This is a genomic window from Devosia sp. (assembly GCF_048261455.1).
Taxonomy (GTDB): domain Bacteria; phylum Pseudomonadota; class Alphaproteobacteria; order Rhizobiales; family Devosiaceae; genus Devosia_A.
This window is the reverse complement of sequence record NZ_JBLXGA010000007.1, coordinates 59,869-76,892: the sequence shown is the minus strand read 5'-3', so window position 1 is coordinate 76,892 and position 17,024 is coordinate 59,869. Positions and strand designations below refer to the sequence as shown.

At 64.3% G+C, this 17,024-nt stretch carries 14 protein-coding genes; 7 read left to right on the top strand and 7 right to left on the bottom strand.

Annotation, left to right across the window (positions count from 1 at the left end; translation table 11 throughout):
- Positions 1–11: 11 nt before the first annotated feature.
- Entirely contained in the window at positions 12–1,988 is a 1,977-nt protein-coding gene (locus tag ACN0TK_RS09550) for an acetyl-CoA carboxylase biotin carboxylase subunit (protein WP_417309251.1), read from the bottom strand.
- 226 nt (positions 1,989–2,214) lie between these two features.
- Here ACN0TK_RS09550 and ACN0TK_RS09545 point away from each other — a divergent pair, with 226 nt between their 5' ends.
- Positions 2,215–3,117, top strand: coding sequence for a hypothetical protein (locus ACN0TK_RS09545; protein ID WP_417309250.1), 903 nt, complete (start codon positions 2,215–2,217; stop codon positions 3,115–3,117).
- An 81-nt stretch (positions 3,118–3,198) separates the two neighbouring features.
- On the opposite strand, the gene ACN0TK_RS09540 is transcribed toward ACN0TK_RS09545, so the two are convergent.
- The 6 genes from ACN0TK_RS09540 to ACN0TK_RS09515 all read right to left on the bottom strand — a co-directional run bounded on the left by ACN0TK_RS09540 (position 3,199) and on the right by ACN0TK_RS09515 (position 10,208).
- The gene (locus ACN0TK_RS09540) at positions 3,199–4,731 is read right to left on the bottom strand and encodes an acyl-CoA carboxylase subunit beta (RefSeq protein WP_417309249.1); all 1,533 of its coding nucleotides are present in this window, start codon (positions 4,729–4,731) and stop codon (positions 3,199–3,201) included.
- Between the two features lie 237 nt (positions 4,732–4,968).
- A complete protein-coding gene (locus ACN0TK_RS09535) occupies positions 4,969–5,715 on the bottom strand; it encodes an ABC transporter ATP-binding protein (RefSeq protein ID WP_417309343.1) in 747 nt (248 codons plus the stop codon).
- Between the two features lie 23 nt (positions 5,716–5,738).
- The gene (locus ACN0TK_RS09530; protein ID WP_417309248.1) at positions 5,739–6,512 is read right to left on the bottom strand and encodes an ABC transporter ATP-binding protein; all 774 of its coding nucleotides are present in this window, start codon (positions 6,510–6,512) and stop codon (positions 5,739–5,741) included.
- A 9-nt stretch (positions 6,513–6,521) separates the two neighbouring features.
- Positions 6,522–7,724 carry a branched-chain amino acid ABC transporter permease gene (locus ACN0TK_RS09525; RefSeq protein WP_417309247.1) on the bottom strand — a complete coding sequence of 401 codons (1,203 nt, stop codon included), beginning with the start codon at positions 7,722–7,724 and terminating at the stop codon, positions 6,522–6,524.
- 2 nt (positions 7,725–7,726) lie between these two features.
- Complete coding sequence (locus ACN0TK_RS09520) at positions 7,727–8,758, bottom strand: branched-chain amino acid ABC transporter permease (RefSeq protein ID WP_417309246.1); 1,032 nt, start codon at positions 8,756–8,758, stop codon at positions 7,727–7,729.
- A 91-nt stretch (positions 8,759–8,849) separates the two neighbouring features.
- A complete protein-coding gene (locus tag ACN0TK_RS09515; RefSeq protein WP_417309245.1) occupies positions 8,850–10,208 on the bottom strand; it encodes a substrate-binding protein in 1,359 nt (452 codons plus the stop codon).
- Between the two features lie 189 nt (positions 10,209–10,397).
- Here ACN0TK_RS09515 and ACN0TK_RS09510 point away from each other — a divergent pair, with 189 nt between their 5' ends.
- The 6 genes from ACN0TK_RS09510 (at position 10,398) to ACN0TK_RS09485 (ending at position 17,015) form a co-directional block, all read left to right on the top strand.
- Positions 10,398–12,011: a helix-turn-helix domain-containing protein gene (locus ACN0TK_RS09510; RefSeq protein WP_417309244.1), complete on the top strand. Its 1,614-nt coding sequence runs from the start codon at positions 10,398–10,400 to the stop codon at positions 12,009–12,011.
- Positions 12,012–12,108: 97 nt separating this feature from the next.
- Positions 12,109–12,489, top strand: coding sequence for a response regulator transcription factor (locus ACN0TK_RS09505; protein ID WP_417309243.1), 381 nt, complete (start codon positions 12,109–12,111; stop codon positions 12,487–12,489).
- Positions 12,490–12,493: 4 nt separating this feature from the next.
- The gene (locus ACN0TK_RS09500; RefSeq protein ID WP_417309242.1) at positions 12,494–12,721 is read left to right on the top strand and encodes a hypothetical protein; all 228 of its coding nucleotides are present in this window, start codon (positions 12,494–12,496) and stop codon (positions 12,719–12,721) included.
- Positions 12,718–15,441: an ATP-binding protein gene (locus ACN0TK_RS09495; RefSeq protein ID WP_417309241.1), complete on the top strand. Its 2,724-nt coding sequence runs from the start codon at positions 12,718–12,720 to the stop codon at positions 15,439–15,441. The genes ACN0TK_RS09500 and ACN0TK_RS09495 overlap by 4 nt, the downstream gene beginning before the upstream one ends.
- A gap of 73 nt (positions 15,442–15,514) precedes the next feature.
- Positions 15,515–16,336 carry a 3'(2'),5'-bisphosphate nucleotidase CysQ gene (gene cysQ / locus ACN0TK_RS09490; RefSeq protein ID WP_417309240.1) on the top strand — a complete coding sequence of 274 codons (822 nt, stop codon included), beginning with the start codon at positions 15,515–15,517 and terminating at the stop codon, positions 16,334–16,336.
- Positions 16,337–16,487: 151 nt separating this feature from the next.
- Entirely contained in the window at positions 16,488–17,015 is a 528-nt protein-coding gene (locus tag ACN0TK_RS09485; protein WP_417309239.1) for a PadR family transcriptional regulator, read from the top strand.
- Positions 17,016–17,024: the final 9 nt, after the last annotated feature.

Below are 17,024 nucleotides of genomic sequence, written 5' to 3'. Positions count from 1 at the left end.
GCGCCGCTTGCTCATATCGCCTCGAACTCCAGGATCACTTCGTCCACCGCCAGCACGGTGCCGGGCTGGGCACGGATGGCGCTGACGCGGGCGCGCTTATCGGATTTGAGCACGTTTTCCATCTTCATCGCCTCAACGATCGCGAGGGGCTGGCCGTCCTCGACGATATCGCCCTCGGCCACATCGAGCCGCACCAGTTGCCCCGGCATGGGGCAGAGCAGGAACTTGCTGAGGTCCGGTGGGACCTTGACCGGCATCAGGGGCATCAGATCGGCGACATGCGGCAGCAGCACGCGGGCGGTGAGGTCGGCGCCGCGCCAGCGCAGGCGGAAGCCGCCGGTCACCCGGTCGAGGCGCACGTGGTGCAGCTCGCCATCGACCCGCGCGATGCACAGGCTCATGCCGGGCCGCCAGCCGCTTTCGACCAGCAGCTTCTTTCCGTCTGGCGCGGTGAGCCAGTATTCGATGCCGTCGGCGCGCACCGAGAAGTCCCAGCGCTGATCGCCGATCAGCACGGCGCGGGGTTCGGGGGTTGCGGGATAGAGCCGCTGGTCGAGCGCGAAGGCCGAGCAGCAGGCGAGCGCGGCGAGGTGCGAAAGTGATTCCGCCCCGAGCTCTACGCCGCTGAAGCCGTTGGGAAATTCCTCGGCGATATAGCCGGTGGTGAGGCGCCCTTCACGGAAGCGCTCCTGCGCCATGACGGCGGACAGGAAGGGGATATTGTTGCCCACGCCTTCGAGTTCGAACTCGTCGAGCGCGTCCTGCATGGCCTCGATCGCTGCGATGCGGGTTGGGGCCCAGGTGCACAGTTTGGCGATCATCGGGTCATAGAAGGTCGAGATTTCGCCACCTTCCTGAACGCCGGTGTCGTTGCGGATGAACGGTGCCTGAACGCTGTTTTCGGCCGGAGGACGATAGCGGGTGAGGCGTCCGGTCGAGGGCAGGAAGTTGCGATAGGGGTCCTCGGCATAGATGCGGGATTCGATGGCCCAGCCATCGCGCTTCACATCGGCCTGCGTCAGCGGCAGCTGCTCACCGGAGGCGACACGCAACATGAGCTCGACGAGATCGAGACCGGTGATCAGCTCGGTCACGGGATGCTCGACCTGCAGCCGGGTGTTCATTTCGAGGAAGTAAAAATTGCGGTCCTTGTCGACGATGAACTCGACCGTGCCGGCCGAAGTGTAGCCGACGGCCTTGGCCAGCGCGACGGACTGCTCGCCCATCGCCACGCGGGTCGCCTCGTCGAGGAAGGGCGAGGGCGCCTCCTCGATCACCTTCTGGTTGCGGCGCTGGATCGAGCATTCGCGCTCGTTGAGCCACAGCACGTTGCCCTGGCCATCGCCGATCAGCTGGATCTCGATGTGGCGCGGTTCGGTGACGAATTTCTCGATAAAGATGCGGTCATCGCCGAAGCTCGAGGCGGCTTCGGACTTTGAGCGGTCGAAGCCCTCGCGCGCCTCCTCGTCGGTCCAGGCGATGCGCATGCCCTTGCCGCCACCGCCGGCCGAGGCCTTGATCATCACCGGATAGCCGATCATGGCGGAGATGCGCGCCGCCTCGTCGGCATCGGCGATCAGCCCCATGTGTCCCGGCACGGTGGACACACCCGCCTCGGCTGCCAGCTTCTTGCTGGTGATCTTGTCGCCCATCGCCTCGATGGCCTTGACCGGAGGGCCTACGAAAATGATCCCGGCCTCCTCGAGCGCCTTGGCGAAGGCGGGGTTCTCGCTGAGGAAACCATAGCCGGGGTGCACCGCCTCGGCGCCGGTCTGCTTGCATGCGGCGATGATCTTTTCGATCGACAGATAGCTGTCGCGCGCCGCCGCGCCACCGATATGCACGGCCTCGTCGGCCATGGCCACATGCACGGCGTGCCGATCCGCATCGGAATAGACCGCAATGGTGCGAATCCCCAGGCGCTGCGCCGTCCTGATGACCCGACAGGCAATTTCGCCGCGATTGGCGATGAGCAGCGATGCAATCATTGAGTCTTACCCATGCTCCCCTAATGGCGACGGACGATATGACCGCGCCACCACCTTAGTCCGGCCCCTCGCCAATCGTGGCCGACAACGGCGCAAGCATTACCCGCTTCGCCGCCCGGCGCATGATGGCAATTGAGCCAAATGCGATCTCGCCAGACATAAGTTCTTAAAGCGAACCATTCGTAGTTTCGCTGACGAGACCGAACCTTAGAGGACACCCCCTGCAATGCGCTACCCCTTCCGCAAGGCCTTGCTGCTATCGACCGCGACCTTTGCACTGATCGCCGCGCCCGTGCTGCTGAATGCCACCCCCGTTTCCGATATCACCACGGTGGCGGCCGGCAACGACAAGGGCAAGAGCAGCAAATCGAAGGGGAGTTCGAAGAGCAAATCCAGTTCCTCGAGCAGCAAGTCGGGCGGCGCATCGGGCAAGAGCAAGTCCGCCGCATCACGGACCGCCAGCGTCGGCGTTGAAGCCAAGGGCGGCAAGCAGAAGAACATTCATGCGCAACTCGCTGGCCTGAATTCGCTGAAGCGCAACATCAACGGACTGATGAACAGTTCCGATCCGCGTATGGTGCAGCTGCGCAGCTATGTCGCCAACAGCGCGGCGCTCGAAATCGCGACCCGTGATCTGATCGCGGCGCAGACGGATCTGGGGGCGGCAGTTGGCGCCTTCGACAGCTATGTCGACGCGACCGTGACGAATGCCGGCCTTGTGGCCTATGACGGTTCGGGCGTCTACAATGACCCCTCAGTGTCGGACCTTCAGGCACGGCAGGCCGAGCTGAGCGCAACGCTTGCCAACGACCCGGCGAATGCGGCGGCCCAGGCGGAATATGACGCGCTGAATGCAACGCTGCAGACGATCGCCAGCAGTGCCGAACTGGAGGCGATCCGCACGCAGCAGGGTGTGATCAGCGGGCTGGAAAGCGACATCGCCGGCTATCAGTCGCTGACCACCGAGGACTCGCTGCGCGCCGCCCTGCTCGCCGCCGCCAACGACAATCGCATGGCGGATGCCGGCGGCGACGCCTATCTGACCCCGGAAATCATGAACTGGGCCGAGCAGACCCTCGGCGTCGGCGACTCGCGCGGGCTGATCGACGCTTACGTCGCGCAGCAGTAAGCGCTTCTGGCGCGCTGCGCCCCCACACTTGATCCCTCCCCACATGGGGGAGGGAGACGACTGCGGGTACAGCGCTAGCGCTCAGAGCGGAATATTCCCGTGTTTCTTCACCGGCATCACGGCCTTCTTGCCCTTGAGCATTTCGAAGCTGCGGACGACGCGGCGGCGGGTTTCGCGGGGGAGGATGACGTCGTCGATGAAGCCACGTTCGGCGGCGACGAAGGGGTTGGCGAAGCGGGCTTCGTATTCGGCGGTGCGCGCGGCGATCTTCTCCTTGTCGGCCAGATCGGCGCGGTGGAGGATTTCGGTGGCGCCCTTGGCGCCCATCACGGCGATCTCGGCCGTCGGCCAGGCGTAGTTGACGTCGGCGCGGATATGCTTTGAGGCCATCACGTCATAGGCGCCGCCATAGGCCTTGCGAGTGATCACCGTCACCTTGGGCACGGTCGCCTCGGCATAGGCGAAGAGCAGCTTGGCGCCATGCTTGATGATGCCGCCATATTCCTGCGCAACGCCGGGCAGAAAGCCCGGCACATCGACCAGCGTCAGGATGGGGATCGAGAAGGCGTCGCAGAAGCGGATGAAGCGCGCGGCCTTTTTCGACGAGTTGATGTCGAGGCAGCCGGCCAGCACCAGCGGCTGGTTGGCGATGACGCCGACCGTGGCACCGTCGAGCCGGATGAAGCCGACGAGGATGTTTCCGGCATGCTCGCGCTGGATTTCGAGGAAATCGCCCTCGTCGGCGAGCTTTTCGATGACCTCGCGCATGTCATAGGGCGTGTTGGCGCTGTCGGGGATCAGCGTATCGAGGCTGGTTTCCTCGCGATCGACCGTGTCGTTGACGGCCACGCGGCGCGGCTGGTCGACGGCACTCAGGGGCAGGAAATCGAACAGGCGGCGGATTTCGAGCAACGTGTCGATATCATTGTCGAAGGCGGCATCGGCGACGGCGCTGACCTTGGTGTGGGTCGAAGCGCCGCCCAGTTCCTCATGGGTCACGACTTCGGAGGTGACGGTTTTCACGACGTCCGGGCCGGTGACATACATGTAGGAGGTGTCGCGGACCATGTAGATGAAGTCGGTCATCGCCGGGGAGTAGACCGCGCCGCCGGCCGTGGGGCCCATCACCACCGAAATCTGCGGGATGGCGCCCGAGGCCTGCACATTGCGCCAGAACACCTCGGCATAGCCGCCGAGTGCCGCAACGCCCTCCTGGATGCGGGCGCCGCCGGAATCATTGAGCCCGATCACCGGCGCGCCGTTCTGCACGGCGAGGTCCATCACCTTGCAGATCTTCTGCGCATGAGTTTCGCTCAGCGAGCCGCCGAAGACGGTGAAATCCTGCGAAAAGACATAGGTGGGGCGGCCATTGATGGTGCCCCAGCCGGTGACCACGCCATCGCCGGGGATGATGGTCTTGTCCATGTCGAAGTCACGCGCGCGGTGGGTGACGAACATGTCGTATTCTTCGAAGCTGCCCGGATCGAGCAGCACCTCGAGGCGCTCGCGCGCGGTGAGCTTGCCCTTTTTGTGCTGGGCATCGATGCGGCGCTGCCCACCGCCAAGACGGGCGTCGGCGCGGCGCTGGTCGAGCGCGGCGAGAATATCGGTCATGAGGCCCCCTGCCCGGTTTTTTGGTCTTCGTGCCAGAATGTTACGGGGCGCGGCAAAAGGCAATGATGAGGGCGCGCGGTGGCCGCCATCGTGGTTCGACGGGCGAGGCGGCGTGCATCATACGCCGTGGGGTCAACGGATCCCTGCGCCGTCATGTGGGCATGTCCCGGCCATCCATGCTGGATTACCGGGACGAGCCCGGTGATGAGGGGTGCGAGGAAGGAATGTACAGCGGCCCTAGATCGCGAGGTATTCGTGCCGGAGGTCGGCGTTGTCGAGCACGTCCTTGGCCGGGCCGGTATAGGCGACCTCGCCGGTATCGAGGATCACCGCGCGATCGGAGAGGCGCAGCGCCGCGACGGCGTTCTGTTCGACGATGATGGTGGTGATGCCGAGGCCGCGGATCTCCATCAGGATCTTTTCGATCTCCTGGACGATCACCGGCGCCAGCCCCTCATAAGGCTCATCGAGCAGCAGGAGCTTGAGGTCACGCGCCAGCGCGCGGGCGATGGCCAGCATCTGCTGTTCGCCGCCCGACATGGTGACGGCGTCCTGCTTGCGCCGTTCGGCGAGGCGCGGAAAATGGCCATAGATGCGATCGAGTTCCCAACCGGCGCCGGGCGCCACCTGGGCCAGGATCAGGTTTTCCTCGACGGTGAGGCCCGAAATGATGCGGCGGTCCTCGGGCACCAGCTGGATGCCGAGCCGCGCCGCCTCGAAGGAGCGCATGGTGTGCACGGGCTGGCCGTCGAGCCAGATTTCTCCGCTGCGCAGTGCGGGTGTGTCGATGCGGGCGATGGTGCGCAGGGTCGAGGTCTTGCCGGCGCCATTGCGGCCGAGCAGCGCAAGGATTTCACCCTCGCGAACGTCGAAGCTGATGCCCTGCACGATATAGCTTTCACCGTAATAGGAATGGATATCCTTCACCGAAAAGAAGGCAGGCCCCGTGTCGTCGATCGGCGGGGTCGCAGCGGCGCGATCCATCGTGGTGGTCGTCGAGATCGTGCTCATGCCGCTACCGTCCCCAGATAGGCTTCCTGCACCTTTGGATTGCCGCGCACGTCGTCGGGCAGCCCCTCGACGATGATGCGGCCGCCGGCCAGAACGCTGATGCGATCGGCCAGCGAGAACACGACATGCATGTCGTGCTCGATGATAATCTTGGTCATGCCGCGCGCCTTGATCTTTTGCAAAAGCTCGATGGTGGTGTTGGTGTCGTGCCGGCTCATGCCGGCGGTGGGCTCATCGAGCAGCAAGAGGCGCGGTTTCTGGATCAGGCACATGGCGAGCTCCATGCGCCGCTTGTCGCCGCGGCTGAGCGCGCCGGCGTGGGTGTTGCGATGCCCCTCGAGCCCGACATCCTCGAGCGTTTCTTCGGCGAGCTCACGGATTTCGCGCTCGCTGGCCAGTGCCTTGAGGAAGTTGAGCCTGAAGGCGCCGTCGCGTTTGGCGAAGGCCGGCGTCATCACATTTTGCAGCACCGACAGGTCGGGGAAAATTTCGGGGGTCTGGAACACCCGCGCCACGCCGAGCTGGTTGATCTGGTGCGGCTGGCGGCCGGTCAGCACCTGACCATCGAACACCACCGCGCCACTGGTGGGCGCCAGCCGGCCGACGATGACATTGAGCAGTGTCGATTTACCGGCGCCGTTCGGGCCGATGATGGCCAGGGTCTCGCCCTCGCGCACCGACAGGTCGATATCGGCCAGCGCGTGCAGGCCGCCAAAGGTCTTGTGCACGTCATCGACATGCAGAACGACATTGGTGTCCGTGGTTGCCATATCCGCCCCCTATTCCGCCGGCTGAGACGTCGCCGCCTCAGTCGTCGATTCCTTGGTTTTGCTCGGTTTGCGTGAGCTGAACAGGGCCCCGATGCGCTGCGCACCCTCCATCATGCCGCCGGGCAGGAAGACCACAACGAGGACGAAAACGAGGCCGAGCGTCAGGTGCCAGCCCTCGCCGACGAACGGGGCGACCAGCTTGGTGGCGAAATCGGCCGCGCCCTCGGGCAGCCAGCTGAACCAGGTGTGCAGGATGTTCTCGTTGATCTTGGAAAAGATGTTCTCGAAGTACTTGATGAAGCCGGCACCGAGGATCGGTCCCATCAGCGTGCCGGCGCCGCCCAGAATGGTCATCAGCACCACTTCGCCCGAAGCGGTCCACTGCATGCGCTGGGCGCCGGTCAACGGGTCCATGGCCGCCAGCAGGCCACCGGCCAGCCCGGCATACATGCCGGAGATGACGAAGGCCGTCAGCATGTAGGGTTTGGTGTTGATGCCGGCGTAGCTCAGCCGGGTGCGGTTGGTCTTGATGGCACGCAGCATCATGCCAAAGGGCGAGCGGAAGATCCTGAGCGAGATGTAAAAGCCGATGATGGCGACCACGGCGGTGAAATAGAAGCCGTTGTTGAAGGTGAACACCCAGTCGCCGAGGCTGATCTTGGTGCTCTCGTTCATCACGAGCCCGAAAAAGTGCGGCGTTTGCGGTGCGCCCGGGCTCATCAGGATCTGCGGGTCATTGGCATAGACCTGCAGGCCGGTCTCGCCGTTGGTCAGCGGCGTCAGCACGGAATAGGCGAGGTTGTAGCTCATCTGCGCGAAGGCCAGCGTCAGGATGGAAAAATAGATGCCCGAGCGGCGCAGGGAGATGAACCCGATCACCAGCGCGAACAGGCCCGAGACGACGATCGCCAGCAAGAGGCCCGGCAAGACGTTGTAATCGAGCAGCTTGTACATCCAAACGACGCTGTAGGAGCCGACGCCCAGAAAGGCCGCGTGGCCGAAGGACAGGTAGCCGGTCAGCCCGAACAGGATGTTGAAGCCCACAGCGAACAGCCCGTAGATGGCGAAGCGCTGCATCAGGTCGGGGTAACCGGCGTTGAACTGGGCCCAGCCCGAACTCTCGGGAAACGGCTGCAGCAGGATCGGCGTCGCCAGCGTCAGGCCGATGACCAACAGCATCAGGCCCATGTCTTTTCTACTCAATCCCAGCATCGTCAGTTCTCCATCACGCCCTGGCGGCCAAACAGGCCGCGGGGACGCGTCAACAGGATGAGAATGGCGACGAGGTAGATGATGACCTGATCGATTCCCGGGATCAGCGCCTTGATCTCATTCATCGAGGCGAAGGACTGCAGGATGCCGAGCAGGAAGCCTGCTGCGACCGCGCCGGGCAGCGAGCCCATGCCGCCGACAACGACCACGACGAAGCTGAGCACCAGAAAATCCATGCCCATGTGATAGTTCGGCGACAGGATCGGCGTGTACATGACGCCCGCAATGCCGGCGACCACTGCGGCCAGCCCGAACATGATGGTGAAGCGGCGATCGATGTTGATGCCGAGCAGGCCCACCGTCTCGCGGTCCGCCATGCCGGCGCGCACGACCATGCCGAAAGTGGTGAAGCGCAGGAACAGGAACATGCCGGTGATGATCACCGCGGCGAAGAGGAAATAGACCATCCGCCAGTAGGGATAGATGATGGAATTGGCGCCGAAGCCGACCATGGCGCCGAAATCGAAAGAGCCGGAGAACAGGCTCGGTGCCGGCGTCTGGATGGGGTTGGCGCCAAAAAAGTAGCGCACGATTTCCTGGAGGACGATTGCAAGCCCGAAGGTCACGAGGATCTGGTCGGCGTGCGGACGTTTGTAGAAATGCTTGATCAGGCCGCGCTCCATGGCGAAGCCGACGACAAGCATCACGGGAATGGCGAGCAGGATGGATAGCGGCACCGACCAGTCGATCAGAAAGGCACCCAGCTCCGGCCCGAACCAGCCCTCCACATAGGGCACCTTGACCGCCAGTGGATTGCCAAGAAAATCGGTGCGTGTGGGGTCGATCTCCTCGTAGGAGAGACCGATGAGGCGCTGCATGGCGACGGCGCAGAAGGCACCGATCATGAACAGCGCGCCGTGGGCGAAGTTGACGACACCAAGCGTGCCGAAGATCAGCGTGAGGCCAAGGGCGATCAGCGCATAGGCCGATCCCTTGTCGAGGCCGTTCAGGATCTGAAGAATAATTGCGTCCATGGCTCCCCGCCGCTTGCGCCGTCTCGTTCATGGCACGAAGGCACCAAGCGCGCCGCGGCGCGCCTGGTCGATTTGGTTGAGAACCGGGGCCTCAGGCGCCCGAGTTGCAGCTGCCGAGCGAGGCTTCGTCACCACCGAACATCGGATGGTTGGGCTCGTACTCGACCTGAGCGCGCGGGGTCACTTCGACCAGTTCGAGAATGTCGAACTCGGTCGCCGGGCTTTCCTTGCCCTTCATGACCAGCACGTCCTTGAAGCACTGGTGGTCCTCGGCGCGATAGAGCGTCGGGCCATTGCCCATGCCGTCGAACTGGAAGCCTTCCAACGCCGCGGCAACGCCACAGGGATCGAAGGTTCCGGCCCGCTGCACGGCATCCGCATAGAGCAGCGTCTGCACGTAGCAGGTGTGGGCCGAGTTCGAGGGCGGACGACCGTACTTCTCGCCGAAGGACTTCACGAAGGCCTTGGTGCCCTCATCCTGCAGCTGCCAGTTCCAGTTCATGGAGCCGTAGACGCCCTTGATGTTCTCGCCGGCGCCCTCGGCCATCAGCTCGGAATAGAGCGGCACGACGATCTCGAACTGCTTGCCGTTGACCATCTTGTCGCGCAGGCCGAACTGCACGGCCTGGGTCAGCGAGTTGACCATGTCGCCACCGTAGTGGTTCAGGATCAGCACGTCGGCGCCCGAGTTCAGCACGGGGGCGATATAGGCCGAGAAGTCGCCCGCACCCACCGGCGTGAGCACCGTCTCGACGGTTTCCCAGCCAATGGCCTCGGTCGAGGCGACGAGCGATTCCTGCTGCGTCCAGCCCCAGGTGTAGTCGGCCGTCAGGTGATAGGCGCGACGGTCGGTGCCATAGGCATTCTTCAGCACCGGTGCCAGGGCGGCGCCCGACATATATGCGTTGAAGAAGTGGCGGAACCCGTTGGCCTTGCGGTCCTTGCCGGTCGTGTCGTTGGAGTGCGTCAGGCCGGCCATGAAGATGATGCCGGCTTCCTGGCACAGCCCCTGCACGGCCACGGCCACGCCCGAGGACGACCCGCCGTTGATCATGACGACGCCATCCTTCTCGATCATCGAGCGGGCCGAAGCACGCGCGGCATCCGAGTTGGTCTGGGTGTCGCCGGTGACGAACTCGACCTTCTTGCCGAGCACGCCGTTGCCCTGCAGCTCCTTGGAGCTGAAGGTGTTCAGCATGCCGCCGTCGCCTTCGCCGTTCAGATGCTGAACCGCGAGTTCCTGAGCCCGCAATTCGTCGAGACCTTCAGCCGAGTAGGGCCCGGTCTGTGGCACGTTGAAGCCGAACTTCACCGTGCCACCGGTGGGTTCATTGGTATAGGCGTAGGCACCGCGTGTGAAAACGAGCGGTGCGACGCCGGTCGCAATAATACCGGCAAGTCCGGCCTTCACCACCGATCGGCGGCTCAGACCCTTCACGGAATCTGTCATTAAACTCCTCCTTTTTCGCGGGAGGCCGGTGCATAGCCGACGCATCTACCGCTGCCGGCACTATTCGTGCGTTAGCGAATGTTTTCAATAGACCATTGAAATACATGATATATTCTGTCAATTGTTGATCTTTAAGCGGCTGCTATCTGTCAATTTGTTGACAATCCGGGGTTTGCAGAGGGGGGCAGAATGCGCGCACCGATCGGGATCAGGATCAGCTCGCGGCGCCGCGTTCTGAAAATCTCGCAGGCCGAGCTGGCACGGCGCATCGGCATATCCGCGAGCTATCTCAACCTCATAGAGCGCAACAAGCGCGACGTCGGCGGCGCCATACTGATGCGCATTGCCGAACAACTGGCGGTCGACATCGGCGAGCTCACCGGTGAGAGCGAGCACAAGCTGGTGCATGACCTCGAAGAGGCGTTTTCAGATCCGGTATTGGCGCAACTGGAGATGCCGGACACCACGCCGCACGATCTGGTGGCGGCACAGCCCGATGCGGCCCGGGCCATCGTGGCGCTGCACCGCGCCTATCAGGTGGCGAGCGCCAGCGCCGATTCCTTCGCCAACCGGCTGCGCTCCGACCCGATGTTCTCGCAACTGCTGCACCAGATCCTGTCGGGCATCACCGCCGTGCGCTCGAGCGCGGAAATTCTCGAGGATGTGCCCGATCTCGACGAGGCCGAGCGCAAGCGCTTCCTCGGCTCGATCACGCGCGACACGATGGGGTTGAGCGATGTGGCGCAAACGCTGATCGGCCAGTTCGACCGGACGAGCGAAACGCGGCGATCGGTTTCGCCCGTGCGCGAGCTCGACGACCTGATCCTCGAAGAGAACAATCACTTCCCGATGCTGGAGAACGCCGCGACGCGCCTGCGCAGTGAAATCAGCGACCAGGGCCCGTTTGGCGAACCCGCGCTGAAGGCCGCGCTGGCGCAGCGCTTCGGCGTCCATGTGACCGTCAGCAGCGCCCGCGCCGTCGATGCCGTCGGGTTTCCCGGCCAGTATCGCTACGATCCGAACACGCGCGAGATGTGGTTTCAGTCGACCGCCATCGCGGCAACGCGGCAGTTCCAGCTGTCGCGGCTGTATGCCGAACTCGCGGCGCCGGAGCTGCTGGCACAGGCGACCGCGGCCAATCAGTTGAGCAGCGCCACGGCCAGGCGGCTGGCGCGCCGTGCCTTCGGGTCCTATCTCGCCGGTGCCATCGTCTTTCCCTATGACGCATTCCTCGAAACCGCTGAAACCCAGCGCTATGACGTGATGGCGCTGGCGCAGATCTACACCGCCAGCTTCGAGCAGGTGGCGCATCGGCTGGTGACGCTGCGGCGCCCCGGCAGCGAAGGGGTCCCCTTCGGCTTTCTGCGCTCCGATCCGGCGGGTCGACTGACCAAGCATTTCCCCCTGCCCGGCCTGCTGCTGCCGAGTGCCGGTCATGCCTGCCCGCTGTGGGCCATCTACGGAGCGTTCCGCAGTGGTGGCGCGCTGGTGCGGCAGGTGGCTCGGTTTCCGGACGATTCGCGCTACCTGTTCATCGCCCAGGCCAGCGCCCGGCGGGTCGCGCATTTCGGTGAGCAGATCGCGCCGACCTCGATCATGCTGGCCTGCGACGCGCTCGACGCCGACCGCACCGTCTATGGCGACGACCTTGATCTGACGACGGAACATGGCGACGTGCCGGTCGGCCCGACCTGCCGCTTATGCACCCGCCGGGACTGCGCAAGTCGTCAGGAGGAGATGATCAATCCCGGCGGCGAGCCGGCGGCCATCCGCGCCCCACTTGTACCGGGCGAGAGCGGTTGAGTCTTCACCGGCGCCATTTGCATTGCGCCGACATTTGAGGCTTTACTTCACCAGCCTTTCGGGACGGGAGACCCGGGAGGCATCAAAAGGGGGGACTGTGGCCGTCGATGTGCTGATCGCCGAGGACGAGCCGTCCATTCTGGATTCGCTCGAGTTCATCCTGCGGCGCGCGGGATTGAGCTGCTCTGCCGTGACCGATGGGGCGGCGGTGGTCGGCGCCGTGCGCCGGCTCGCGCCGCGCCTGCTGGTGCTCGACGTCATGCTGCCGCATCGCACCGGGTTCGAGGTGCTTAAGCAATTGCGTGGCGATCCGGTGACGGAGACGCTGCCGGTGCTGATCCTGACCGCCAAGGGCCAACAACAGGACCGCCGCATTGCCGAGGAACTGGGCGCCTCGCGCTTCATCACCAAGCCCTATGCCAATGCCGATGTGGTGAACACGGTGCAGCAGTTGCTGAACGGGGCCCGGGCAGGCTAGCGCCATGGAACGGCGGAAACTCGTCAGCGCCGCGCTGTTTCTGACCATCTTCGGCGCCATGCTGTTCACCCCGCCCCTGACGCAGCTGTTCGATGTGAGGACGCTGCTGTTCGGGGCGCCGGTGCAGTTGATCTATCTGTTCACCGCCTGGCTGCTGCTGGCGCTCGCCTCCTGGTGGCTGGGTCGGCGGTTGCCGCACGACCCGCCGGCGAGCGGCGAGGACGCCGAATGACGCTCAGCGCCAACCTGGTGATCGCCACCGGTGTCGCCTATGTGGGCGTGCTGTTTCTCATTGCCTATCTGGGTGACCGGCGCGCCCGCACCGGCCGCGGCAGCTTTCTCAAGTCGCCCTTCGTCTACACGCTGGCGATCTCGGTCTATTGCACCAGCTGGACATTCTACGGCGCCGTAGGGTCGGCGGCGCGTTCGGGCGTCGAGTATCTGGCGATCTATTTGGGTCCGACGCTGGTGTTCATCGGCTGGTGGTTCGTGCTGCGCCGGCTGGTCCGCATCAGCCACACCCAGCGGATCACCTCGATCGCCGACCTGCTGAGCTCGCGCTTCGGCAAGTCGAGCCGGCTGGCGGTGCTGGTGACGGTGATCGCGGTCATCGGCATGGCACCCTATATCGCGCTGCAGCTCAAGGCGGTGACCTCGTCGATCCAGGCCATTGCCAGCGCCCAGCAGGGCGCAGACCCGAGCGTCGGGACGATCAACGAGGTGACGCTGGCCTTCGGAATCGCGGCAGGCATGGCGGTGTTCACGATCCTGTTCGGCACGCGCAATGTCGATGCCAAGGAGCAGCATCACGGCGTGGTCGCCGCCATCGCCTTCGAGGCCGTGGTCAAGCTCGCGGCGCTGATGGCCGTCGGGCTGTTCGTGGTCTGGGCCGGCGGCGGGCTGGAGGCGATCTTCAGCCGGGCCGCCGATGCCGGCGTCGAGATCTATGGCAACGAGACGATGTCGAGCCGCTGGATCGCCCTAAACATCCTCTCGACCGCCGCGATCATCTGCCTGCCGCGGCAGTTCCAGATCACCGTCGTCGAAAATGCCGACGAGACGCACCTGCGCACGGCCGGTTGGGCCTTTCCGCTCTATCTGCTGGCGATGAGTCTCTTCACCCTGCCCATCGCCCATTACGGGCTCAGCGCCATGCCGGCCGGCGCCAATCCCGACATGTTCGTCCTCACCGTGCCGCTGGCGGCGGGGCAGGATTCGCTGGCGCTGTTTGCCTTCATTGGCGGGTTCTCCTCGGCGACCTCGATGATCATCGTCGAATCCATCGCGCTCTCCATCATGGTCTCGAACCATATCGTCATGCCGATCATGCTGCGCATGACGCAGGGACGCGGGCTGGATGGCGGGCAAAGCGTCAGCCGGCTGCTGCTCGCGGCGCGGCGGCTGTCTATCGCGCTCATCCTGTCGCTGGGGTTTCTCTATTTCTACTTCACCCGCGGCTCGGACGCGCTGGCACCGATCGGGCTGATCTCCTTTGCGGCGGTGGCACAGTTCCTCCCCTCGATCCTTGCGGCCCTGTTCTGGCGCGAAGCCTCGATGAAGGCGGCGACGGCGGCAGTGGCGGTCGGTTTCGTGGTCTGGGCCTGGTCGAGCTTTCTGCCCTCGTTCGGCGGCTCGTCCCCCGAGGTCGCGGCGATCATGGCGGAAGGGCCGTGGGGGATATCCTGGCTGCGACCCGAAGCGCTGTTCGGCCTCGACGGGCTCGACCCGCTGGTGCACGCGGTGTTCTGGAGCCTGTTCCTCAATACCGCGACGCTGGTCATCGGCTCGCTGATCTCCAGCCAGTCGGCGCTGGAGCGGATCCAGGCCACGGCCTTTGTCGATGTCTTCGGGCGTCAAGGTCCGGGGCGGCAGGCGGTGATGCGACCGACCGCGACGGCGGACGATCTCTATTTCATCGCCCAGCGTGTGCTCGGCTCGGTGCGGGCGAGCAGCCTGTTCCAGACCGCGTCCGACGATGCGGGCGTCGAGCGCGGGGACCTGCTGCCCACGCCGAAGTTCATCGACCGGCTGGAGCGTGAGCTCGCCGGCTCGATCGGCGCGGCCTCGGCGCATGTGATGCTGTCGAAAGTCGTCTCCGGTGATGCGGTGTCTCTCGAAGAGGTCATGCAGATGGCCGACGAGACGCAGCAGGCCATCGAATATTCGCAGGAGCTGGAGCGCACGTCGACCGAATTGCGCTCGACTGCGCTAAAGCTTGAAGAGGCCAACAGGCAGTTGCGGGCGCTCGACGTGCAAAAGGATGATTTTCTCAGTCAGGTCAGCCACGAGGTGCGCACGCCGATGACGGCCATTAGGGCCTTTTCGGAGATCCTCAGCGAGGAAACCGGCCTGACCCGCGAGGAGCAACAGCGCTTCGCCACGACCATTCAGCGCGAAAGCCTGCGGCTGACGCGGCTGCTCGACGAAATCCTCGACCTGTCGGCGCTGGAGCGCGGCGAACGCGACTGGCAGACCAGCACGGTCGACGCATCCGAAACGATCGAGCGCGCCGTGAGCGTGTGCAATGCGCTGGCCCGGCAGCGCGGCGGCAGCATCCAGGTCGGCGCGCACGACGGCGATGCACTGGTCGTGGCCGAACCCAACCGGCTCAGCCAGGTGGTGATCAATCTCATCAGCAATGCCATCAAGTACAACACGGCGCCGCGCCCGCTGGTGGAGGTGCGCAGCTGGCAGCAGGGCACCGAGTTCTGCATCGAAGTCAGCGACAATGGCCCGGGGATTGGCGCCGAAGACGCCGACAAGATCTTCGACAAGTTCTACCGCGGCCGACATGGCACCAGTTCGACCCAGCCCGGGGCGGGTCTCGGCCTCGCCATCAGCCGCGAACTGATCGCCCGGATGAATGGCCGGCTTGATCTCGCCCCGCATCGTGAGCGTGGCGCGGCCTTTGTCATCACCCTGCCCCGCGCCGACGCCGCAGCTGCGGAATAATCCGGCGCAGCGCTGGACACGCTTCCTCAAGAGCCTTAGATCGCCCGGTCCGTCACGAAAGCACGCGCCACCGATGACCGCTTTGCCTGACCACGCCGCACTCGCCTCGATCATGAACACCGCCGCCATTGCCGCGGGCGAGGCGATCCTGACGATCTACAATGAGGGCACGGTGGCCGAGAGCAAGCTGGACGGCTCGCCGGTGACCGAGGCCGACCGGCGCGGCGAAGAGGTGATCCTCGCGGCGCTGGCGGAGACCGGCATCCCCGTGCTCGCCGAGGAAAGCTGCGCGGCCGGCCATGTGCCCGAGCTGGGACAAAGCTTCTTCGTCGTCGACCCGCTCGATGGCACCAAGGAATTCCTCAAGCGCAATGGCGAGTTCACGGTGAACATCGCCTATTGCGAGAATGGCCGACCGGTGCGTGGCGTGGTGCTCGCGCCGGCAACCGGCGAAATCTTCTGGGGCGGTCCCGATGGCGCCTTCACCGGCATGGTGGTCGGCGGCGAGATCACGCAGGTAAGCGCCCTTATGGTGCAGACGACCGGCCCGCTGAAGATCGTTGCCAGCCGTTCGCATGGTCATGCGGCCCTGTCGGTGCTGTGCGCGAGCATGGGCGTGGCCGATGATGTGTCCGTCGGCTCTTCGCTTAAATTCTGCCTGGTCGCCAAAGGCGCCGCGCAGCTTTACCCCCGGTTCACCCCAACTTGCGAATGGGACACCGCGGCGGGTCAGGCCGTGCTTGAAGCAGCGGGCGGGATCGTGCTCGGTCTCGATGACCTGCCGCTCACCTGCGGCCACCCGGACCGAAACTTTCTCAACGGTTTCTTCGTGGCTGCAGCCAACAGAGACCTTGCGCTGTCGGCCAGCGCCGAGATGCGCCGCGCTCTGGGCTGACGATCAACGTCCGACCGCCATTCGCCCAGCGCATGGCAGCTGCAGTGACCACGGTCTTGTACCTGTATCGACAATGCATATATAGGGTCGGCATATGCTGGTCCGTCATATGACGATTAGATAGAGGCTCATGAACGTAAGAACCATCTGCATGGCGATCCTTTATGACGGGGACGCCACCGGGTATGAGATCCGCAAGCTGTCGGTGGAGGGCGAATATTCGTACTTCATCGATGCTTCGTATGGGTCGATCTACCCTGCTCTGGCGCGGCTGGAAAAAGACCAGCTGGTGACGAGCCGGGTCGAGACGCAGGAAGGCAAGCCTGCCAAGAAGGTCTACTCGCTGACGCCGGACGGGCGTAGCGCGTTCCTGAATTCCCTGTTCGATACGCTTGAGGCCGACGAGTTCCGCAGCGAGTTCCTGCTGTTCCTGCGCTTTGCGACCGAGTTGCCTCAGTCGTTGGTCGAGCAAAGGCTCAACGAACGGCTGGAGGATATCGCTGGCCGGATCCGGGATTTTGACCAGCTGAGCAGCAAGCACACTCATCCAGGCGACCAGTGGGTGATCAATTATGGTCGCGCCTGCATTGTCGCGGCCCAAGACTATATCCAAGCCAATAAATCCAAATTGATAGAGCTGGCGCGTCCCGATAGCGGGACAGCGGCCGCTGCCGAGTAGAGGTAAAGA